This window comes from Amycolatopsis sp. M39, from assembly GCF_001651785.1.
Lineage (GTDB): Bacteria > Actinomycetota > Actinomycetes > Mycobacteriales > Pseudonocardiaceae > Amycolatopsis > Amycolatopsis rubida.
Genome location: NZ_LWSF01000014.1, coordinates 138,057 through 158,745, shown reverse-complemented (window position 1 = coordinate 158,745; position 20,689 = coordinate 138,057). Strand labels below are relative to the sequence as shown.

General features: G+C 70.0%; 21 protein-coding genes. 10 read left to right on the top strand and 11 right to left on the bottom strand.

From position 1 onward, the window contains the following. Positions 1 to 94 precede the first annotated feature (94 nt). From A4R44_RS26985 to A4R44_RS26975, 3 genes are read left to right on the top strand one after another with little or no spacing between them, the layout of a single operon-like run. Entirely contained in the window at positions 95 to 1,168 is a 1,074-nt protein-coding gene (locus A4R44_RS26985; RefSeq protein WP_232791789.1) for a PP2C family protein-serine/threonine phosphatase, read from the top strand. Next, a complete protein-coding gene (locus A4R44_RS26980) occupies positions 1,165 to 2,712 on the top strand; it encodes an ATP-binding protein (protein ID WP_067586506.1) in 1,548 nt (515 codons plus the stop codon). The genes A4R44_RS26985 and A4R44_RS26980 overlap by 4 nt, the downstream gene beginning before the upstream one ends. Further along, on the top strand, positions 2,709 to 3,146 hold the full coding sequence (locus tag A4R44_RS26975; protein ID WP_067586503.1) for a response regulator: 438 nt from the start codon (positions 2,709 to 2,711) through the stop codon (positions 3,144 to 3,146). The genes A4R44_RS26980 and A4R44_RS26975 overlap by 4 nt, the downstream gene beginning before the upstream one ends. Positions 3,147 to 3,950: 804 nt before the next feature. Here the strand turns inward: A4R44_RS26975 and A4R44_RS48295 are convergent. From A4R44_RS48295 to A4R44_RS26955, 4 genes are all read right to left on the bottom strand, one after another. Beyond that, positions 3,951 to 4,523: a hypothetical protein gene (locus tag A4R44_RS48295; RefSeq protein ID WP_067586500.1), complete on the bottom strand. Its 573-nt coding sequence runs from the start codon at positions 4,521 to 4,523 to the stop codon at positions 3,951 to 3,953. Next, complete coding sequence (locus A4R44_RS26965) at positions 4,516 to 5,286, bottom strand: hypothetical protein (RefSeq protein WP_067586496.1); 771 nt, start codon at positions 5,284 to 5,286, stop codon at positions 4,516 to 4,518. The genes A4R44_RS48295 and A4R44_RS26965 overlap by 8 nt, the downstream gene beginning before the upstream one ends. 120 nt (positions 5,287 to 5,406) lie before the next feature. Next, the gene (locus A4R44_RS26960; protein WP_161269368.1) at positions 5,407 to 6,096 is read right to left on the bottom strand and encodes a Crp/Fnr family transcriptional regulator; all 690 of its coding nucleotides are present in this window, start codon (positions 6,094 to 6,096) and stop codon (positions 5,407 to 5,409) included. Positions 6,097 to 6,149: 53 nt separating this feature from the next. Further along, on the bottom strand, positions 6,150 to 6,425 hold the full coding sequence (locus A4R44_RS26955) for a hypothetical protein (RefSeq protein WP_232791788.1): 276 nt from the start codon (positions 6,423 to 6,425) through the stop codon (positions 6,150 to 6,152). Between A4R44_RS26955 and A4R44_RS49280 the strand changes: the two genes are divergently transcribed. Then, on the top strand, positions 6,417 to 6,647 hold the full coding sequence (locus A4R44_RS49280; RefSeq protein WP_163069776.1) for a hypothetical protein: 231 nt from the start codon (positions 6,417 to 6,419) through the stop codon (positions 6,645 to 6,647). The genes A4R44_RS26955 and A4R44_RS49280 overlap by 9 nt on opposite strands. A gap of 1,198 nt (positions 6,648 to 7,845) precedes the next feature. Here A4R44_RS49280 and A4R44_RS26950 read toward each other — a convergent pair. The 7 genes from A4R44_RS26950 to A4R44_RS26920 form a co-directional block, all read right to left on the bottom strand. Beyond that, a complete protein-coding gene (locus tag A4R44_RS26950) occupies positions 7,846 to 8,784 on the bottom strand; it encodes a phosphotransferase (protein ID WP_067586609.1) in 939 nt (312 codons plus the stop codon). Between the two features lie 501 nt (positions 8,785 to 9,285). Continuing rightward, positions 9,286 to 9,444, bottom strand: a complete 159-nt coding sequence (locus A4R44_RS48290) for a hypothetical protein (RefSeq protein WP_157905006.1) — start codon at positions 9,442 to 9,444, stop codon at positions 9,286 to 9,288. Next, the gene (locus tag A4R44_RS26945; protein ID WP_067586492.1) at positions 9,441 to 9,926 is read right to left on the bottom strand and encodes a hypothetical protein; all 486 of its coding nucleotides are present in this window, start codon (positions 9,924 to 9,926) and stop codon (positions 9,441 to 9,443) included. Before A4R44_RS26945 ends, A4R44_RS48290 begins: the two co-directional genes overlap by 4 nt. A gap of 1,275 nt (positions 9,927 to 11,201) precedes the next feature. After that, positions 11,202 to 11,690 (bottom strand): (2Fe-2S)-binding protein, encoded by a 489-nt coding sequence (locus A4R44_RS26930; protein WP_067586472.1) that lies wholly within the window; start codon positions 11,688 to 11,690, stop codon positions 11,202 to 11,204. Next, the gene (locus A4R44_RS50775; protein ID WP_232791787.1) at positions 11,687 to 11,896 is read right to left on the bottom strand and encodes a hypothetical protein; all 210 of its coding nucleotides are present in this window, start codon (positions 11,894 to 11,896) and stop codon (positions 11,687 to 11,689) included. Before A4R44_RS50775 ends, A4R44_RS26930 begins: the two co-directional genes overlap by 4 nt. A gap of 15 nt (positions 11,897 to 11,911) precedes the next feature. Further along, entirely contained in the window at positions 11,912 to 12,568 is a 657-nt protein-coding gene (locus A4R44_RS26925; protein ID WP_232791786.1) for a xanthine dehydrogenase family protein subunit M, read from the bottom strand. Then, a complete protein-coding gene (locus A4R44_RS26920; RefSeq protein ID WP_232791785.1) occupies positions 12,565 to 15,033 on the bottom strand; it encodes a xanthine dehydrogenase family protein molybdopterin-binding subunit in 2,469 nt (822 codons plus the stop codon). The genes A4R44_RS26925 and A4R44_RS26920 overlap by 4 nt, the downstream gene beginning before the upstream one ends. Positions 15,034 to 15,174: 141 nt before the next feature. On the opposite strand from A4R44_RS26920, the gene A4R44_RS26915 reads away from it, so the two are divergent. Genes A4R44_RS26915 through A4R44_RS26890 form a run of 6 tightly spaced genes read left to right on the top strand, consistent with a single transcriptional unit; the run spans position 15,175 to position 20,666 of the window. After that, entirely contained in the window at positions 15,175 to 16,149 is a 975-nt protein-coding gene (locus tag A4R44_RS26915) for an LLM class flavin-dependent oxidoreductase (RefSeq protein WP_067586469.1), read from the top strand. A 12-nt stretch (positions 16,150 to 16,161) separates the two neighbouring features. Next, on the top strand, positions 16,162 to 17,175 hold the full coding sequence (gene fgd / locus A4R44_RS26910; protein ID WP_067586467.1) for a glucose-6-phosphate dehydrogenase (coenzyme-F420): 1,014 nt from the start codon (positions 16,162 to 16,164) through the stop codon (positions 17,173 to 17,175). Between the two features lie 16 nt (positions 17,176 to 17,191). Further along, positions 17,192 to 17,656 (top strand): nuclear transport factor 2 family protein, encoded by a 465-nt coding sequence (locus tag A4R44_RS26905; protein WP_067586464.1) that lies wholly within the window; start codon positions 17,192 to 17,194, stop codon positions 17,654 to 17,656. Between the two features lie 24 nt (positions 17,657 to 17,680). Continuing rightward, positions 17,681 to 18,505, top strand: coding sequence for an alpha/beta fold hydrolase (locus A4R44_RS26900; RefSeq protein WP_067586461.1), 825 nt, complete (start codon positions 17,681 to 17,683; stop codon positions 18,503 to 18,505). Further along, on the top strand, positions 18,502 to 19,416 hold the full coding sequence (locus A4R44_RS26895; RefSeq protein WP_067586458.1) for a DUF1028 domain-containing protein: 915 nt from the start codon (positions 18,502 to 18,504) through the stop codon (positions 19,414 to 19,416). The genes A4R44_RS26900 and A4R44_RS26895 overlap by 4 nt, the downstream gene beginning before the upstream one ends. Then, positions 19,413 to 20,666: a M20 family metallopeptidase gene (locus A4R44_RS26890; RefSeq protein ID WP_067586456.1), complete on the top strand. Its 1,254-nt coding sequence runs from the start codon at positions 19,413 to 19,415 to the stop codon at positions 20,664 to 20,666. Before A4R44_RS26895 ends, A4R44_RS26890 begins: the two co-directional genes overlap by 4 nt. The last annotated feature ends 23 nt before the right edge of the window (positions 20,667 to 20,689 follow it).

Below are 20,689 nucleotides of genomic sequence, written 5' to 3'. Positions count from 1 at the left end.
GCGGCGCTGTTCCCGCAGATCAGGAAAGTGCCGCACCACGACCAGTTGAATCCGCGTGTTCAGTTCAGCGAAAACCTCGGACAACTCTGAACGCGTGGTCCTGGAGCGGGTGTCGGCCGTGGCCGAGGCACTGCCCCGGCTGCCGCGGGCCGACTGCGTCCTGCTGGACCTGCAGTTGCCGGACGCGGTCGGGCTCGACGGGCTGGCGCGGATACTGGCCGAGGCGCCCACGATCGCGGTAGTGGTGCTGACCGGGCGGCAGGACGACACGGCGGGCATCGCCGCGGTGGGCGCGGGCGCGCAGGACTACCTGGCCAAAGACCAGGTCGACGGGCAGCTGCTGCTGCGAGCTCTGCGGTATGCCTGGGAGCGCGGCCGCGCCGAACAGTTCGAGCAGCGGCTGCTGCAGCACCAGTTGCTGATGCGGGAGAACGCGCGGCTCGAGCGCGGCCTGCTGCCCAGCCCGCTCATCGAGGACCCGCGGCTGGGCCTGACCGTGCGGTACCGGCCCGGCCGGGACGGCACGCTGCTGGGCGGCGACTTCTACGACGCGATCGAGGTGCCCGACGGATCGGTCCGGCTGATCATCGGCGACGTCAGCGGGCACGGCCCGGACGAGGCCGCGCTCGGCGTGGCGCTGCGCATCGCCTGGCGTTCGGTCGTGCTGGCCGGCATGCCGATGTCCGACGTGCTGGACCTCGTCGAGAAACTCCTGCTCGTCGAGGCCATCCAGCCGCTGTTCGCCACCGTCTGCGCGCTCACCGTCGCCCCGGACCGGCGCAGCCTGCGGATGACCCTGGCCGGCCATCCGCCGCCGCTGCTGCTGGACTCTCCGGACGGGCCGCGGCTGCTGTCGGAAAACCTGGGCCCGCCGCTGGGAGTGACGCCGGGCATCGAACGGCACGAGCTTCACGTGCCGCTGGGGCGGCAGTGGTCGCTGCTGCTCTACACCGACGGGATCTTCGAAGGCCGCACCCCGGACGGGCGGCGGCACACCGGACCGGAGCGGATGCACGACATCGCGACCCGGCTGCTGCCGGAGCGCCGCGACCGCGACGAGACCCTGGACCGCCTCATCCGCACGATGGACGCTCTCCACGGCGGCCCGCTCGACGACGACATCGCGCTGGCGCTGCTGACCTGCGACCCGGCCGGAGAACGACGATGAAGGCCGGCCGAACCGCGAACGCGTGGCCGCTGAGCCGGTGGGGACGGGTCACCGGCGCCGTCACCGCGGCGCTGCTCGCCGCCGCGATCGTCGCCGGCGGGTTCGCCGTGGCCAAGCTGACCAGCGCTCGCGGGCAACTGCTCGACGTCACCGCTCCGCAGGTGGCCCAGGCGAACGTGCTCTCGGCGGCCCTGCTGAACCAGGAGACCAGCGTCCGCGGCTACCTGCTGGCCCGGCAGCCGGACTTCCTCGCCCCCTACCGGGCCGGCCTGGCCACGCAGGACGCCGCGGCGAGCGAACTGCGCCGGCTCGGAGCCGGGCCAGGCAGCACGGCTGGCCAGGATCTGGACGCGGTCCTGGCCACGGCGGACGAGTGGCGCCGCACCCTCGTCGCGCCCGCGCTCGCCGGAACGACCGTGAGCCCGGCCCAGGTGCTCGAAGGCAAGGACGTGTTCGACCGGCTCCGCCGGGCCCTGACCACGCAGCGCTCGCACCTGCTCGCCGACCAGCAGGCCGCCCGCGACCGCCTCGACAACGCCACCGGCCTGCTCACCGCCATGCTCGTGGTGATCGCGGTGCTGCTGTGCGCCGCGCTGACGGCGGCCGTCACCGTCCTGCACCGCAAGCTGGTCCTCCCGATCCGGACTCTGGCCGCCGAGGTCCGGGACGTCACGCGGAACGACATCACGCGGCAGGTCCGCGGGTCCGGGCCGCGGGAGATGCGGGACCTGGCCGCCGACGTCGAGTCCCTGCGCGCCCGCATCACCAACGACGTCCGGCGGCTGGAAGAGACCCGGACGCTGCTGGAGGAGCGCACCCAGGAACTGGAACACTCGAACTCCGACCTCGAACAGTTCGCCTACGTCGCCTCCCACGACCTGCAGGAGCCGCTGCGCAAGGTGACGAGTTTCTGCCAGCTGCTGCAAAAGCGCTACCAGGGCAAGCTGGACGAGCGCGGCGACCAGTACATCGGCTTCGCCGTGGACGGCGCCAAACGGATGCAGGTGCTGATCAACGACTTGCTCGCCTTCTCCCGCGTCGGCCGCAACACCGGCGAGCCCGTCGAAGTGGACACCACAGCCTCCCTGGAGGCCGCGCTGGCCAACCTCGAGACCGCGATCGCCGACAGCCAAGCACAGATAACCCACAGCGCCCTGCCCGCTGTCACTGGCGAGCCCGCGCTGCTGACCGCGGTGTTCCAGAACCTCGTGGCCAACGCGATCAAGTTCCGCGGCGCCGAACCGCCCGAAGTCCGCGTCACCGCCGCGCCTTCCCCCGGGGGATGGCTGTTCTCGGTCTCCGACAACGGCATCGGCGTCGCCGGCGAATACGCCGAACGGATCTTCGTGATCTTCCAGCGGCTGCACGGCCGCGCGGACTACCCCGGCACCGGAATCGGCCTGGCCCTGTGCCGGAAAATCGTCGAACACCACGGCGGCGCGATCTGGCTCGACACCGCCGCCGGCCCCGGCGCCACGTTCCGCTTCACCCTCCCGGCGCCCGAGCACGCACCAGAAACTCCCGAAAGGACCGAACAACCATGACCGACGCCGTCGAACCCATCGAAATCCTCCTCGTCGAGGACGACCCCGGCGATGTGCTGATGACACAGGAAGCGTTCGAGCACCACAAAATCCGCAACACGCTCTCGGTGGTCTCCGACGGCGAACAAGCCCTGCGGTTCCTCCACCGCGAACCCCCGTTCGAAGACGCCCCGCGCCCCGGACTGATCCTGCTCGACCTGAACCTGCCCCGCAAAGACGGACGCGAAGTGCTCAGCGAAATCAAGGCCTCACCGCAGCTCCGCAGCATCCCGGTCGTCGTCCTGACCACCTCCGAAGCCGAGGAAGACATCCTCCGCAGCTACGATCTGCACGCCAACGCCTACGTGACCAAACCCGTCGATTTCGACCGCTTTGTCGAAGCTATTCGCCAAATCGACAACTTCTTCGTCACGGTGGTCAAGCTTCCGCGCTGAGAGCCGGACCGACACCCTGAGCACGGCCGAGGCCCGCACCACCGTCCGCAAGAGACGGTAAAGTGTCCATAGTGGACTGTACTCCCCTGCACAACCGGTGCGAACGCGCCGCAGGAAGCGACGACGTCGATCGGTGTGCGCGTAGGTGAGGGGGAGCAAAGAGGGCCACCCGGTCCAGCGCCGGTGCTGCAGCGAAGCCACACGCCACAGCTGCTGGGAAACCACAGTGGACAGTGTGTACTCCGTTCTCCGCGCCGCGCACGGACCCGCGGGCCGCCCGATGCGCCGCTACGCGGTCGCCGCCGAGCACTGACCCGGCCAGCCCAGACGCCCGCCGCGAACAGATCCTTCCGCGCAACCCCGCCGTATCCCGGGCAACGCAAAGGAATCCGGTTGCTCCCATCGGGTCTTCCGATGGCCGCGGCAGGCGATCATTCAGCCGAGCCGGAGCACCGCACAGATCGCCATGGCCGCCACCGGCCCGATCGACCACGTCGTCGTCCTGGTCCAGGAAAACCGCACCACCGACACCTATTTCCGCTCGGTGGCCGCGTTCGGCGCGACCGGCTGGCCAGTCTCGGCCAACCCGCCGAAATCCGGCCAGCCGCACGACCGCAAGGCCTGCTTCCGCTGGCTCACGAAGAAAAGCACCGGCGCGTACCTCCAGTTCGGTCCGGTCGCCGACCTGCCGTTCTACGCCTGGCTCGCCGCGAGCGGCGTTTTCCGGCGGCGACAGCACGCCAGGCGCACTCGTCCAGCCGAACTCCGCGGGGAAACCGACCGGCGAGAGACGCGCGCCGTCGGTCACTCCGCATGCTGTCGCGGCGGATCCTCGTCGGGCAGCTCGCGCAGATGGCGGTGCAGCCACGTGTCGACGTCGGCTCGCCAGGATTTTCCGGCAGGAGCAGCGCTGGCGCGGATCGCGGTGAGTTTCCAGGCGCATCCGGCTGAGGTGTGGGTGGTCGTGCCGCGAAGGAGTTCTTCGACGTGGCGACGGACAGCGAGCAATTCCGGGCTCGGGCTGGTGCGCGCGAGCGCGCTGACCGTCCGCGTGACGTCGTGGTGCAGCTGCTGGTGTGCGTCGCTGGGCGCGGTGGACAGGAGCAGGTACGGATCATGGATCCACCAATCGGCTTTTACTGTCAGCCAGCGCCGTTCTGTTCTTCTGGCGGGCAAAGCGATCCGGAAACTGTCGGTCTGCAGTCGCCGGTCGATGAGATAGAAGCGTTCGCCGGAGTTGACGCTCAGCCCGGCGGTGGCCGCCCGGTGAGCGACGACGGCGACGTGTCTGCCGCGCAGTCTGGCCCGGGTGCGCGCGATCGCGCTGCTGGTGCTGTAGCCGAAGACAGGGCGAGCGCCGGAGCCGAAACTAGGCACCGTGGGCCAGCCCGTTGTCGGCGCGGCCGTTGCTGCTCGGCCTGCCGGGGCCGGCGGCGTCGCCAGGGCTCAGGGGCGTGAGCCGGAGTCCCTGCGGCGGGAGCGGCGGAAGGGGCGTCGCGGCAGGAGGGTCCTGCAGGCTGATGACGGTGCCGGAGGTGTCGAGGCCGGGCAGGTGGATCCAGGCGTCGCCGGTGAAATCAGCGGTGCTGACGTGGATCGGGGCGCAGCGGGCGGGCGGGACCAGTCCGACGGTGAACGGTTCGACCACCGCCCGCCAGATCGCCTCGGACATCACCAGCGCGGCCCCGAACCGCTCGCCGGCCGGATCGGCGTGGCACCAGTGCCGCACGACCTCGACGAACGCGGCCGAATTGAGCAACCGGGTCAAGGTGATGTACGTGCGGTGGTACCGCCGGTCGTCCGCCATCGGCCCCAGGTGCACCGCGACCCGCGCCCGCATCGGGAACCGGTGGTAGCGGTTGCGCGACCGCAGCAGGTGGTCGAGGTGGAACACGACCTCCACCAGCCGTCCGGCCTCGTGATCGGGAAAGGCGAGCATCGCCCCGTCGCCGGTCTCCCGCGGATGCCCGGCCTCGTCCCAGGACAGTCCCGCCGTGGCCAGCGCCTGCGCGAGCAAGGACTCCATCTCGGATTTCATCGGGTCGAGCAGGTCGTCGCTGGCCCGCGACGACCCGACGATGTCGACCACGATGACCGCCCGGGTGCGCGCGGCGTAGTGACTCGACGTGAACGCGCTCATCGGTGTTCTCCCCCTGCGCTGTCATCAATTGGTAACAGGCAGGAGTGTCACGACTACCCGGCATCAAGTTCTGTTCACCGGTGCACAGAACCGACCACCAATCGCTCCCGGACGGGTGATCTAGGTCATCTCAGCGAGGGACTGCAACCGGGGGAGGTCGATCACGGTCAGCGATCGCCGCCCCGTCGCGATCACGTTCTCGCTCCGCAACTGCTTCAGCGCTTTCGCGAGGGTGCCGCGGGAGACAGGGATGAACGCCGCCTGCTCCTCCTGGGTCAGCGGCGCGTCCACCGACCATCCCCCGTCCCGCTCGCTCGCACAGACGTCCACCAGGTACAGCAGGCGCCGCGCGATCTGCACGGCCATGTCCGGCGTACGGGTGTTGGTGCGTTCCCGCTGCGCGTTCCACAGCCGCTCGCTCTGCAGGACACTGATCTGGTACATGGTTTCCGGATTCTCGTGCAGGAACCGGCGGAACGTCTCCGCGTCGATCCGCCGCAGCACCACCTCGTCCAGCGCGACCACGTCGGCCATGCGCGGCAGCCGGGTCATCACGGCGGCCTCGCCGTAAATGTCGCCCGGGCCGCCGACATCCAGAATGACCTGCCGCGCCTCGTGATCGGTCGAGGTCACCTTCACGTGCCCCTTCTCCAGCACGACCACGTCGACGCCCGGCTTGCCCACCGCCAGGACCGGTGCCCGCGGCCGCAGCCCCTGCCGGCTGCCCAAGGCGGTCAACCGCGTCTTGTCCCGTTCCGGCAACCGGTTCAGAAAGGACGGCTTCCGCCCGCCCCCTGTTCCCCGCTCCACGCACCCTCCGCTCCGCATGCCGTCCCCCGAGCAGGGAGCCTAAGCGCGGACGATCACCCGCGCTCAGCAGGCGGACCGGTGAACACCCGCAGCCGCGTCAGTTCGCCGCGAACCCAGCCCGCCAGCCGGTTCAACGGCCCGTCCTCCGGCTCCGCCCGCCACCGTTCCAGCAGCACCCTGTCGGGACCGTGCTCGGCAGACCACCACAACGCACTGCGGACCTCCCCCGCGGTCAGCGGCACAATCCGGCGGCCAGGCGCCGGCCGCACCATCGACTTCACCCCCATCACCGCCGCCACCGCCTCGGCGAAGGTGAACTGATGCTCCACGACAACTTCCTGCGCCGCACAATCGCCCCGGCTGCCCGCCGTGGCCGGGAACATCCCCAGCCGAACCAGCTGACCCCGTACCCGCGCGACCTGACAACGCCGAACGACACAGTCCGGGTCAACCGGCGGCACACGCGTTCCGGCAGACTGCCGTCCGCGCCCGGCGCGCTTCAAATCCACCCGGACACCCAGCACCGACAACTCCCCGACAGCGACGCCTAACGTGCCGCCATGGGCAGCCGCGTGCGAATCCAGCACCGCCTCCACCGCCTCGCCCAACGTGAACCGATGCCGCACCCACACCGCCACCCGCTCCTCACCGCCGACCGACCGTCTCGCGAAACCCATCCCGCCACCAGAACAGGCCCAGCTCGAAAGTTCCGTTCACCACCGCACAAAGCCCGATCTCGATCCGGTGAAATCGGGAGCGGAGCGAACTACCGGCGTCCGGAGGACTCTTGCGGAGCGAGAGGTACCCCGATCAGTGGACAGGACTCATCTGCGGCAAGACGACTGGTCACCTGCTGCCGCGCGGGAACGCACAGGTCCTGGCGAAAGATCGGCGGACTTGCATTCACACCATGGTTCGCCAGGGGACCGGACCTGAAGCGCATCCGGCTCCCGGAAGGCACGCGCCCTGACCACGCCGGTCCGCAGCGGGCGGCCCCACACTTGCTGCAATTCCAGCGCGTTTACCGAGGTGACCGTCAATGCGTAAGCTCCGCGGCCGTGATCCCGTTCGCACCGAACTCGCGGCGGCCGCTCTGCCCGTACCCCGGAGCCATGCGTCGAGAACACGCACGCGGCAGCAACCTGCCCGCCACACCGGGCGCGGCTCCAAGGACCGACCGCCAACCCAAGCCACCACAGGCGTTCCCCGCACGCCTCGACCGACGAATCGACACGTCGAGCGGACGTCGCTACCGCCCGAACTGCCACCGGCGCAGCGAACAACGACGGCCCGGCAGCCGACCGCCCAGCCCAAATCGCACGGAAGCGCCCGCGCGAGCCGTCCGTCAGCATTAGATCGGCAGTTCAGCAGAGGCCGTTGGACTTTGTTCATCAAGTGTCCCCGCTTACCAATATCGATTCACTAGTTCCGATCCTCGTAACCGCTGAGCGACTCGTCGAACCCGCCGACGCCAACCCCGGACCGCGAAACCAACACATCAGGATTAGCATCCAGCACCGCCACCATCACCTCGGAGTTCAGGCAACGAATGAGATCGACTCTCCTGACAGAAATACCTCCATTTCTCGCGCGGCTGACGCCTCCCTTCGGAGTTGAGACGAGCGTTAAACAACGGTCAGAACGGGCGCTGCAATCCCCTGGAAATCGAACAGGAGTCGTCAGCGCTTCCGTCGCGAGTGCCAACGACCGCAACGACCCGTTTCCCGCGTCATCTCCGCTGGGCGACACTTAACGAAGCGCGCTCAACTCGTCGAAAGCGCGATGGCCGCGCTCAACCACCCCCGGGACGATATCGTGACGCCCAAGACGGATGGGCCACTCAAGCTGCATGAGGATCTGTGTCGCCGCCAGCACCGCGGCGCCCTCCCAGCCGACCACGGAGAGGATTCTCTTCCACAGCTTCCTGCGGGCGTCGTCCAGCGGATCCTCAAAGGTGTGCCACTGGAGGGTCATGAGATCAGTCGCCCGCGTGCCGCTACCCGCGTTCGCGATATCCACGACCGCCACCACCACTCCGTCACCGACCAGGACGTTACTGGGGTTGAAATCGGCATGGACCATATCCGGCGCCGCTTCCGGTGGTGCGATGTCGGCACACACGAGCCGCAAGCGCTCGACCAAAGCCGACACCGCCGAGGAATACCCCGAGAGCTTCGCCGCGGACCGGCGCAGAAGGGACTGCTCCGGCGTCTCGGGGAAATCCAGCCCGGCAACAGCCGATTCCCGACCGGTGGCGACCCGCCAGGCGAACGACCAGTGGTCGTAGGGCTCAGCGGCTTGGCCGGCCTGGATTTCGATGATCTCCATCGACTGTTCAACGAGGGACGGGGTCAGCTCCGGAGCGGGAGCCGCGTCAACGAAGTCCGTCAAATGCCATACCTGAGTGGCGGTGGCCCCCACTCCGAGCCAGGCCGGGGTCGGATAGCCGCGCCCGCGCATGTGCTCGACCACTCTGCGGGCTCGCAACATCTCATCGAGGTGGCCAGGATGCGCCCGGGGCACTGCTTTGAGAACCGCATTTCCCCTTCCGGCCAACTGAACCCGCATGGCACCCGCGTTAACGCCGCCGGGCAGGCGATCGAGACGAGTGACCTCCGCCCCGACCACCCTGGCCACGTCGTCCAGGACCTCGGCTAGCAGCTCTCCGGAATGGACGCCCTCGTTCATCGGCTCGAAGTGCCCATCACCGTTTTGACAACACATCCCGGCCGTCCCCATACCTCAGTGTCGCAGGGAATGTTCAGTGGATCCCGGACCCCGAAGCTCCGGTATCGCCGGCCGTCGGGTGCAGCACGCTGGTAGTCGCCCAACATTCAACCATAAGGAGCGGGGCGGAGAAGGTATTCCGAGATGCGTTCAGCATTCACAGGTCGGCCTGGAACCAGGCGCTGACGGCCAACTCGACACGGGGATTCGGGATCGTGTCTGAAACTCCGCTTCTGCCGTCGAATGTCTCGCTCGACCAGGACGTCGAGCGCAGCCACAACGAGGCGCTCCGATTGCGGACGGCTCCCGTTGTTTCCATGCTGACGCGCCGTCAGCATTCTCGGAGACTCCGATCCTCATCGTCCCCGAATTGGGTCCCGCTGATGTGCCGGGCGTCCGGCAGTGTTCCGCGGACATCGTTGCCCTCATTCCCATCGCAGTGCGCTGGGCTGCGGTGACCGGTCACCGCAGTTTCCACTCCGGTGCCTTCCCGATCCCTTGTGCCCGGTCCAGTGCGAGGCAGTCCTTCTTCGACTCGGGTCCCAGGTAAGGCCATATCTCACGGAGCATGTCCTCGCGCTCGGCTCCGGCCATGTTCTGCACGTTGCCGAGCAGGTTCATCTGGAAGCGGGTCTGCTCGTCGCCGGTCTCCTTCGCAGTGCGGAAGGCGTGCTCGATGTAGTCGAAGGTCCGGGGCGGATGTCTTCGTAGAACTGGTCCCACGTCTGCACGATCGTGTTGGCGATCGTCACGACCCGTTGGGACAGGCGGACACGAGGGAGCAGGTTCGGGCGACGGAGTGCGGTGTCCTCGTCGAGCGGTTCCCAGGTAGGGTCGCGGCAGGGCGGCTCGTCCCAGTAAGCCAGGAGGTCCCGGTCTGCCTCGGCGAATTCCGGGGCGAGCGTGAGGAGCCTGGCCAGCCATTCGGGCTCGAGGTCCGCCGACGTCTCCGACGCGTCGTCGTGGTCGGTTGTCACGATGTTCTCTGCCACCCGAGTATTGTGGTGGATCACCTGGCCGTTTTTGGCCAGCCAGTCCTCAAAGGCGGGGATGAGGGTCCGGATCTTCTCGACGTGGTCGGCTCCGTTGAGCTTGACTCCCATTTCGCAAAGGCTTTCTCCGCCCGTGCGGCCGCGGTGACGCTGCCGCTCCCGAATCCCTGGCCCCTGTCCGGAAGTTTCCAGATCTGGCTGATCAGCATCTTGAGGCGGGGGGTGGTCACGTGGGGTTTGGCCATTTCGGTGCCGAGGATCTCGGTCATGCAGAGCGCCCCGGTTGGCCGGGCCGAGTGCCTCGGGCAGGGCTCCTCGGACGATCGGCTCGCTCGAAACGCGGAAGATCTTCCCGAATCCCGCCTCCTGACGGGTGACTAAATGGCGGACGTGCGAAGGGAGCATGTTGATCAGGGCTGGTCCTCAGGCCGCGACCGGGCAGCAGGTGATCAGCAGGATCCTCGCGCCCTCCGGACCTTCGGGCACCGATTCCCGGACGACGCGGATCCCGGACAGCCGGATGCCGAAGCCGTGGCCGAGACCNCCGGCCCGCCGTTGAGGAAGCAGACCTCGCCGATCATCAGCAGGTAGGTACCGGTCCGAGGAACGCCCCGAGTGCTTCGTCGGCGGCCTTCTGAGCGGCGGCGGCGTTTTGCCGGAGTCATGTCGGGCACGGCTGCGGCCGGGCCAAGGCTCCGCACGTCACCGCCGACGGGTGTCCTGAAGGAAGCGGAGCCGGGGCACTGTCTCGTACCACGCTGATGCCTCCAGACATCTTCGGCGCTGACTGGTCAGAGCGCGTCTGAGGCGAAGTCGATGCGCATGGCGGGTGTCACCGGAAGGGCCTCGATGTCCGGGTGCGTCGACCGCGCCGGCGCCGGCAGTCGCGGGCCGTACCAGCCGACGCCGGCTCACCGCTCTGACCGACGCCGAACCCGTCTCCCTCGACGTGCGTCCCGCAGACCAGGCCGTCGACATGTTCCGACGCCACGCCCGCGGCCGGCTCCTGCCCCCGGACGACAACGAGATCCGGGAGATCACGGCCCTGTGCGGCGGCATTCCGCTGGCGATCTCCATGGCCGCGGGCCGGCTGGTCAGCCTCCCGACCTGGACTCTGCGATACAGGATCGACCGGCTCACGCAAAGCGCCGGGACCTGGCCGCCGGCTACCCGGACGACGTCGCCGCTTTCAGCCTCTACTCCCGCGACCTGCCGGCCGGCCAGCAGCGGCTGTTCCGCCGCCTGGGCCTGCACCCCGGGCGGACACGACGCCTGATCTGACGATCAGCTCGGCATCGGTCCGCTGAAGCCGTCGCCGCTCGCGGTCCAGACCCGGGAGATCGTCGTCGAGGTCGCGCGATCTCGCTGAACAGATGCAGCGGCGCGTCAGCCCGCCCGCAGCTTCGCCGCCGCCGCGCGCACGGCGTCCACGATGAACTGATACCCCGTGCAGCGGCACAGATTTCCGGAGATTCCGGCGCGGATCTCGTCGTCAGTCGGATCCGGATTGTCGGCCAGCAGTTCGCGAACGGTCAACAGCAGCCCGGGCGTACAGAATCCGCACTGCAAGCCGTGGTGTTCCCAGAACGCCTCCTGCAGCGGATGCAGCTGGCTGCCTTCGGCGAGGCTTTCCACGGTCTCCACCTCCGAGCCTTCGACCTGCACCGCCAGTGTGCAGCAGGACCGCGCGGTCCGGCCATCGAGAACCACGGTGCACGCGCCGCACACGCCGTGCTCGCAGCCGACGTGCACGCCGGTCTTGCCGCAGTCCTTGCGAAGGAAATCCGACAGCGTCCGGCGCGGTTCGACGACACCGGACACCGGTTCGCCGTCTACGGTAAGGGAAACGGCGCGGTCGGTCTGGGTACTGGTCATGCCGCGGAAGTCCTTTCGGCCGGGCGGAGAGCACGCTTCAGGCAGCGTTGCGTCATCACGTCGGTGATCCGGTGCCGGTAGGCGGCCGGCGCGTGCACATCAGCGGGCGGATCGACCGCGGCGGCGGCGGCCGCACCCGCGGCGCGCAGCAGCTCTTCCGACGGTTCCTCGCCGACCAGCAACTGCTCGGCCGCGGTAGCACGCAACGGTGTCGGCCCCGCTCACCCGACGCCGAGCGACGCAGCGGCGATCCGGCCGGAGCTGTCCAGCCGGAGCGTCGACAACACCGCCACGAGGGCGAAATCGCCGTGCCGCCGGGCCAGTTCCGCCACGGCGACCAGGGTTTCCGGCGGCGACACCGGGACCCGGATCGCGGTCAGCAGTTCGTCCGGGCCCGCGGCGGTGCGGTGCGGGCCGCGGAAGAACTCGCCGGCCGGCAGGATCCGGCGGCCGGCCGGTCCGGTCAGGACGATCGAGGCGCCGAGGGTCAGCAACGCGGCCGGATTCTCGCCCGCGGGATGGGCGTAGGACGCGCTCCCGCCGATCGTGCTCCGGTTGCGGATCGTCACGTGCCCGGAATGACGCAGCGCCGCGACGATCAGCGGTGCGTCTTTCGCGGTGATCGGCGACGTTTCAATGACCCGGTTGCGCGTCAGCGCGCCGATCTCGACGTGGCCGTCCTCGGTGCGCAGGTAGGCCAGTTCGGCGAGACCGTTGATGTCGACCAGCAGGGACGGCTGGGCGCGGCGGGTGGCCAGCAGCGGGACCAGGCTCTGCCCGCCAGCGAGCACCCGCGCGGAGTCCGCGTGCTCCGCGAGCACGGCGACGGCGTGCTCGACGCTGGTGGCGCGGACGTGGTCGAACGGGGCGGATTTCATGCGCTCTCCTCGATGCGGGCGGCCGCGTCGAGCGCGTCGAGCAGCCGGGGCGGGGTCACCGGGACCCGGGTCAGGCTCACGCCGAGCTCCGGCAGCGCGGCTTCGATCGCCGCGGTGATCGCGGAAGCCGCGCCGATCGTTCCCGCCTCGCCCATTCCCTTGAAGCCGCCGGGAATGTGGCCGGCGGTCGTGGTCATGTGCAGGGTCGCGAATTCCGGGATTTCCGAGGCGGTGGGCAGCAGGTAGTCCATAAAGGACCGGGTGAGCAGCTGGCCGCCGGAGTCGTACACGATCTCCTCGTACAGCGCTCCCGCGATGCCTTGCGCGGCGCCGCCGTGCAGCTGTCCGTCCACAATGGTCGGATTGATCACCGTTCCGCAGTCATGCGCGACCAGATAGCCGAGAACGGTCACGGCCCCGGTCTCCCGGTCCGCCTCGACGAGAGCGGCGGTCGTGCCATAGGAGAAGGCGACGTTGTCCGGGTCGAGCACGTCCCGTTCCTCGAGCGTCGGGTTCTCGTCGCCGGGGAGGTTCCCGGCCAGCCTGCGGTAGGCGGCGTCGCCGATGTCGCGCATCGTCACCGACGGACCAGACGGGTTGCCCACGACGGAAATCCGGCCGTCCGCGATCTCCAGATCGGAGGGATCGGCTTCGAGCAGGTGCCCGGCGACGCGCAGCACCTTCTCGCGCAGCCGCGTGCTCGCCCGCAGCACCGCGCCGCCGCCGAGGCTCGCGCCGCGGCTGGCCCCGGTGCCGTAGCCGGTGAACGGCGTCGTCTCGGTGTCTCCGGACAGCACCGTGACCGAATCGAGCGGCACGCCCAACGTGCCCGCCGCGACCTGCGCGAGCGCGGTCTGAATGCCCTGGCCGAGCGCGGAAAGCCCGGTCCGCACGATGACGCCGCCACTCGAATCGACGCGGACCACCTCCTCGTCGAAGGACCCGTGCTGCAGGCCCGCCCCGTTCATGATCCTCGTCGGCCCGAGTGCGGTGATCTCGATGTGGAAGGCGTACCCGATGCCGAGCGAACGTCCTTCGCGCGCGGCTGCGGCGATCTGCCCCGGCCACCCGCGCTCGGCGACACCGCGTTCGGCGAGCGCCAGGCATTCGGCATAGTTCCCGCTGTCGTAGAAGAAAACCGGGCTCGGGTATGGGAAATTGTTCGGCGCGATCAGGTTGCGCCGCCGGATCTCGTTGACTGGCAGGCCCAATTCCCGCGCGAGCTTTTCGACGATCCGCTCGTGCGCGAAGTTGCACTTCGGCTGTCCCCAGCCGCGATAGGAACCGTACGGCGATTTGTTCGTCACCACGCCCACCACGGTGCCTTCGACGTTCGGGATGTCGTACGGCCCGCTCAGCAACGCCATCGACAGCCAGCACGGCCCGATCCCGACGGTCGCGAGCTGTCCGCCGAGCACCGCCCAGACAGTGCCGCGCAGCCCGGTGATCGTGCCGTCCGATTTCGCCGCGACCGACACTTCGATCCGCTGTTCCCGCGAATGCGCGTTGGCGACAAAGCTCTCATACCGGTCTTCGATCAGCTTCACCGGGCGACCAGTGCGCCGGGACAGCAGTGCGGCCAGGACTTCCTCGGCGTAGAAGTCGAACTTGTTCCCGAACCCGCCGCCGACGTCCGGAGTCCGCACGCGGATGCGCTCCACCGGCAGGCCCAGCACCTCGCCGAGCAGATCCCGGGCGAGATTCGGCGACTGCGTCGACAGCCAAGCCTCAAGCCGGTCCGACAGCGGGTCCCAGGACACGACCACCCCGCGCGTTTCCAGCGGAGTGCCCATCTGGCGGCCGAATTCCAGCGTCTCGGTGACCACGACGTCCGCTTCGGCGAACGCGGTTTCCACGTCTCCCTTGGGGATCGTCTGGCGGCAGCTGACGTTGTCCGGCCATTCCTCGTACAGCAGCGGCGCGTCCTCGGCCAGTGCCTCGTCGAGCGTGTTGACCGAGGACAGGACCTCGTAGTCCACCTCGATCAGCGCCAGCGCGTCCTCGGCGACATACCGGTTCTTCGCGGCGACCACGGCGACCGCCTGGCCCGCGTACCGGACCTTGCCGACCGCGAGCGCGTACTGCCCGGTCATCCGCTGGTCCGGGATCATCAGCCAGACGACCGGCTGCGGCGCGGCGCACGCGGCGCGCACCTCGGGACCGGTGAGCACGGCGAAAACGCCGGGCAGGGCGCGGGCGCGGCTCGTGTCGACCGACCGGATCCGGGCATGCGCGTGCGGGCTGCGCAGCACCGCGGCCTCCAGCATGCGCGGGAGCACGACGTCGTCCACGAACTGCGCGCGTCCGGTCAGCAACCGGGGGTCCTCTTTGCGGCGCACCCGCGCGCCGATCAGTCCTGGCGGTACCTGCTGGGTCACGGTCATGCCTCCGGTCGCGGTGAACGACGTCTCGGCCGGGAAACACCCGGTGTCCCGATCGTCGGCCGGGCCGGCGCCCGCGTCCATGGGCACAACGCCCAAATGACCGGCCCCGGTTCGTCGCACCGCCGATTGCCGCGCACGGCCCCGGTAACCGAGACTGGTGCACAGCGGCCGGGACCCGGTTCCGCCGCGGTCCGGTTCATCCCCGCCTCCGGGAGGTTTTCCATGAGCGGTACCGAAACCGCCCCGCTCGGGGTGTTCGTCGCGACGGCAACGCCGCCGGAGGACATCGCCGGGCTCGCCGCGTCGGCCGAACGGCTCGGCTACGGCGAGGTGTGGGTCGCCGAGGACTACTTCTGCTACGGCGGGTTCACCGGCGCGGCGCTCGCGCTCGGCGCGACCACGCGGGTCAAGGTGGGTCTCGGCGTGGTGGCGTCGGTGGCGCGGCATCCGGCGGTCGCCNCCCGCGCCTACCCCGGCCGCTTCCTGCCCGGCATCGGGCACGGTGTGCCCGCCTGGACCGGCCAAATGGGCCTGACCGCACGTTCGCCGCTGACCGCGCTGCGGGAATGCGTCGAATCCGTTCGCGCGCTGTTGAGCGGAGAAACCGTCGACCTCGACGGTAAGCAATTCACCTTCCGCTCGGTCGCCGCGGCGCACCGGCCGGACGCCGAGGTGCCGATACTGACCGGTGTGCTCGGTCCGAAATCGCTGCGGCTGTCCGGAAAGATCGCGCAGGGCACCGTGATGAGCGTGCTCGCCGGGACCGAATATCTGGCGTCCGCGCTGGGCTGCATCCGCGAAGGCATGCGGGAATCCGGGGCCGCCGAGCATCTGGTGCCGACGTTCGCGCTGTTCAGCGTGCACCGGGACAGCAAGCGGGCGCGGGCCGCGGTGCGCCCGGCGCTCGCCGGGTACCTGGCCGCGGTCGGCCCGCACAATCCGCTCACCGGCGCCTTCGGCTACAACGAGCAGCTCGCCGAACTGCTCGCCCGCGACGCCGGACGGCTGGCCGAGGCGTTGCCGGAGGAATGGATCGACACGCTGGCCGTCGCCGGCGATCCCGACGACATCGCCGAACGGGTGAACTCCCTGCGCGCGGCAGGCGCGACCAGCGTGGTGCTGTCGCCGGTGAACGCTGCGTCCGCCCGGGAAGAGCTGGAACTCACCGCGTCCGCGGTCCTGCCGCGGCTCACCTAGGAGGAACTCCGCGTGGATCTCACGATCGGGTACAAAGCCTCCGCCGAGCAGTTCGGCCCGCGCGAGCTGGTCGAATTCGCGGTCCTGGCCGAGGAGTCCGGGCTCGACAGCGTCTGGGTGTCCGACCACTTCCTGCCGTGGCGTCACCACGGCGGCCACGCGCCGTCCGCGCTGACCTGGATGGCCGCGGTCGGCGAGCGCACCTCCCGCGTCCGCATCGGCACCAGCGTGACCACGCCGACGTTCCGGTACAACCCGGCGGTGATGGCGCAGACGTTCGCCACCCTGGCTTTGCTCACCGGCGACCGGGTCGTGCTCGGCGTCGGCACCGGCGAGGCGCTGAACGAGGTCGCGGTGTCCGGAATGGACTGGCCGGAGTTCAAGGAGCGGTTCGCGCGGCTGCGCGAGGCCGTCACGCTCATGCGTACATTGTGGACAGAGGACTCGGTGGATTTCGCCGGCGAGTACTACACGTTGGCCGGTGCCCGCGTCTACGACCGGCCGCAACAGCCGGTGCCGGTGTACGTCGCCGCTGGCGGCCCGGTCGTCGCCCGTTACGCCGGCCGCGTCGCCGACGGGTTCATCTGCACCTCCGGCAAGGGCATGGATCTCTACACCGACAAGCTGGTGCCCGCGGTCGCGACCGGCGCGGACCAGGCGGGCCGCCCGCCAGGCGACGTCGACCACCTGATCGAGATCAAGCTTTCCTACGACCGCGACCCGGCCGCGGCGCTGGAGAACACCCGGTTCTGGGCGCCGCTGGCGCTTTCGGCGGAACAGAAGCACACCGTCGATTCCGCCGAGGAGATGGAACGGCTCGCCGACGCGCTGCCGCTCGACCAGGTCGCCCGGCGGTGGATCGTCGCCGCCGAACCCGGCGAGGCCGTGGCGCAGCTCAAACCGTACCTCGACGCCGGATTCACCCACCTGGTGTTCCACGGGCCGGGCGCCGACCAGCGCCGGTTCCTCGCCCAGCTCACCGAGGACGTCGTCCCCGCCCTGCGCGCGGCCGTGCGCGAGGTCTGACCGAAGGAGAAAAGCGATGGCAGGCAACGAGAACGACATCAAGGAGATCCTGGCGGTGCACCACGCCTGGCTCGAGTCGAACAACGATCTCGTGATCGAGAAGATGTACCCGAACTTCGCTGATCCGGGCTACCTGCAGTTCAACCTCAACGGCCACGAGTACCAGGGCCCGGCGGAGAAGGCCAAGCTGTGGGAGGGCCTGCACCAGATCGGGTTCAACCTGTCGGACATGAAGATCGTCGAAGAGCCGAAGGTCCACGCCGAGGGCGACCTGGCGTACCTGACCACGTACTGGAGCGCGCAGGTCAGCGGCGACAAGGGCACCGGCGTCCTCGAACCCGACCCCGAACCGCTGGTGTTCCGGGTGACCGAGGTGTACCGGCGCGACGACGGCAAGGGCAACCAGGTGTGGAAGATCTGGCACTTCCACGCCTCCCCGATCGCGTCGCCGGATCTTCCCCGCTTCCCGCAGGAAGCCTGAACGGGCCTCAGGAGAACGAGGGCGATGACGCAGCACGCACGCCGGTCCGCCCGCGGCCGCTCCGGCGAACTGTCCTATCTGGACCGGCCGGGGCCCGGCACCCCGGTTTTGTTCCTGCACCCGGTGAACACCGCCGCCGAGGTATGGACCGACGTGGCCGCCGCGCTCGGCGGCGCGCGCCGTGCGCTCGCGGTGGACTACCGCGCGCACGGCCGGTCCGAACCCGGCGGGCCGTACCTCCCGGCCGACTACGCTGCCGACGCGCTGTCCGTGCTCGACGCGGCGGGGGTCGGCCGGGCGCATCTGGTGTGCGGATCGATCGGCGGCGCGGTGGCAATGGAACTGGCCGCGGCGGCACCGGACCGGGTGGCCAGCATCGCCGCCTTCGGTGCGGCCCTGCGGGTGAGCTGGGGACCGGACCTGCTCGACGAGGCCGAGGCAGGCCTGCGGGAACTCGGCGTCCGGGCCTGGTTTGCCCGCCACGGCGGGGAAATCCTCGGCCCGAAATCCCGGGCGGACGCCGCCGGGCGGCTCGTGGAACTCGCCTCCGGCGGACGCGACGGCGACCGCGGGCTGGACACCGTGGTGCGGGTGCTGCGCAGCACGTTCGGCGAGGCCGATTCCCGTCCGGCCGCGGCGGTCGTGGCCGCCGCTCCCCCGCCCGGGCGGGTGTTCGTCGGCAGCCACGACCCGACCTGCCCGCCGGCCCGGGCGCGGGAGCTGGCCGCCGGATTGCACACGGAAGTGCGGGTGCTGGACGGGATCGGGCACCTGCCGATGCTGGAGGACCCCGCCGGAACCGCCGCCGCGGCAAGGGAATTCCACGCCGCGGTCGAGGAGGGCCGATGACGTACTCCATCGTGGCCAGGGACGAGAGCACCGGCCAGCTCGGGGTCGCCTGCCAATCGCATTTCTTCGCGCCCGGAGCGTCGGTGACCTGGGCGGCGCCCGGCGTCGGCGCGATCGCCACCCAGGCGTTCGTGGACGGCCGCTACGGCGCGCACGGCCTGAACCTGCTGGACGGCGGCGTCCCCGCGGCCGCCGCGCTCGACCAGCTGCTGCGCGGCGACGACCATCCCGACGTCCGCCAGGTCGCTCTCGTCGGCGCGGAGGGCGACGCGGCGGCGTGGACCGGGCAGGCGTGCATCGCGTCGGCGGGTCACCTCATCGACGGACCGGTCAGCGTGCAGGGCAACATGCTCGACCACGACGGCGTCCTGCCCGCGATGCTCGCGGCCTGGCACCGCGGCGAAGGCGATCTGGCCGAACGGCTCGTGCGAGCTCTGGAAGCTGCCGAACACGCGGGCGGCGACATCCGCGGCAGCCAGGGCGCGGCGCTGCTGGTGGTCGACGGAGCCCGCACGGCGCGGCCGTGGCAGCACAAACCGATCGACCTGCGGGTGGAAGACCATCCCGCTCCGGTGGCGGAGCTGCGCCGGCTGCTCGCCTGCCGTCGGGCGTTCGACGCCGTCTCCGGCACGATGTTCGCTCCCGGCCTGATGGTCGGCCCTTACAACGAGCCCGAGCCCGGCGACCGGGACCGCGCCCTCGCCGCACTCGCCGGCGCGGCGCGGGTACTGGACGGCAATCCCGAGGCGGAGTTCTGGCGCGGCGTGCTGCTGGCCCGTTCCGGCGACCTCGCGTCCGCGCGCGGACAGCTCGCCGGTCCGCTGGCGGCGAACCCGCGGCTGGACCGGTTCCTCGACCGCCTCGCCGACGCCGGATTCCTCGACCACGACGACCGGAAGGACCTTCGATGAACCGCGCCGACCTCGTCCGGCAGATCCGCGCGGCAGTCGACGTCGAGGCCGTCGTCGGCCTCACCCGGGACCTGGTGCGCATCCGCTCGGAGAATCCGCCGGGGCGGGAAAGCGAGATCGTCGGGCACCTGCGCGAACGGGCGCCCGACCTCGGGCTCGACGCGGCCGTCGTGGAAACCGCGCCCGGACGGCAGAATCTCCTGCTGACCGCAGGCGCACGGCCGGGGGCGCCAGTCCTGCTGGTCAACGGGCACCTCGACACCGTCCCGGTGCGGCCGGACGCCTGGCGGCACGAACCGTTCGGCGGCCAGGTGACAGACGGCCGCCTCTACGGCCGCGGGTCCGCGGACATGAAGGGCGGTGTCGCCGCCGCCCTCACCGCGTTGCAGGTGTGCCGTTCGCTCGGTCTCGAACTGCCCTGCGAGCTGGTGTTCCACCTCGTGGCCGACGAGGAGCTGGGCGGCGCACAAGGCACCGCGGCCCTCGTCGCGCGGGACCTCGTGCACGCCGACGCCTGCCTGGACCCCGAACCCACCGGACTGCGGCTGTGCCTGGCCGAACGGGGACTGATGTTCGCGACCGTCGCCACGAACGGCGTGCCCGCGCACGGCAGCGAACCGGCCAAGGGCCGCAGCGCGATCATCTCCGCGGCCGCGATCGCGCAGGTGCTGCACGACAACGAGTTCCCGCAGAATCCGCATCCGCTGCTCGGCAGGACCACCTGCAACGTCGGCACGATCCGCGGCGGCAGCGGGCCGAACGTGGTGCCCGAGGAGTGCCGGCTGGAGATCGACCGGCGGGTCCTGCCGGGCGAGACCCTGGCGATGACCGAACAGGGCATCGTCGACCGGATCGCCTCGCTCGGCCTCGCCCGCGGCACCGACTACGAACTGCGGGTCGACACCTTCTGCGAACCGTCCGAAATCGCCGAGGGCCATCCGTTCGTGGAGTTCGTCGCGGCGGCGTGCACCGCGATGACCGGCCGCGCGCCCGGCACGACCGGGCTGCCCTTCACGACCGATGCCCGGTTCATGCGCAACCAGCTCGCCATCCCGTCGGTGGTGTTCGGCCCCGGCGACCTCGCGGTGGCGCACGCGGTGGACGAATACGTCGAGGTCGACGCCCTGGTCACGGCGGTCGGCGTCTACGCGTACCTCTTCGCGGCATTTACCGGGACGCCGTCCATGGCGGACAATGCCGGGACCTCTTCGGCCGCCGCCGGTGCCGCAGGGGCGCCCGGCGCGCGCTGAGCCGCCCGGAGGGAGGCATCCGC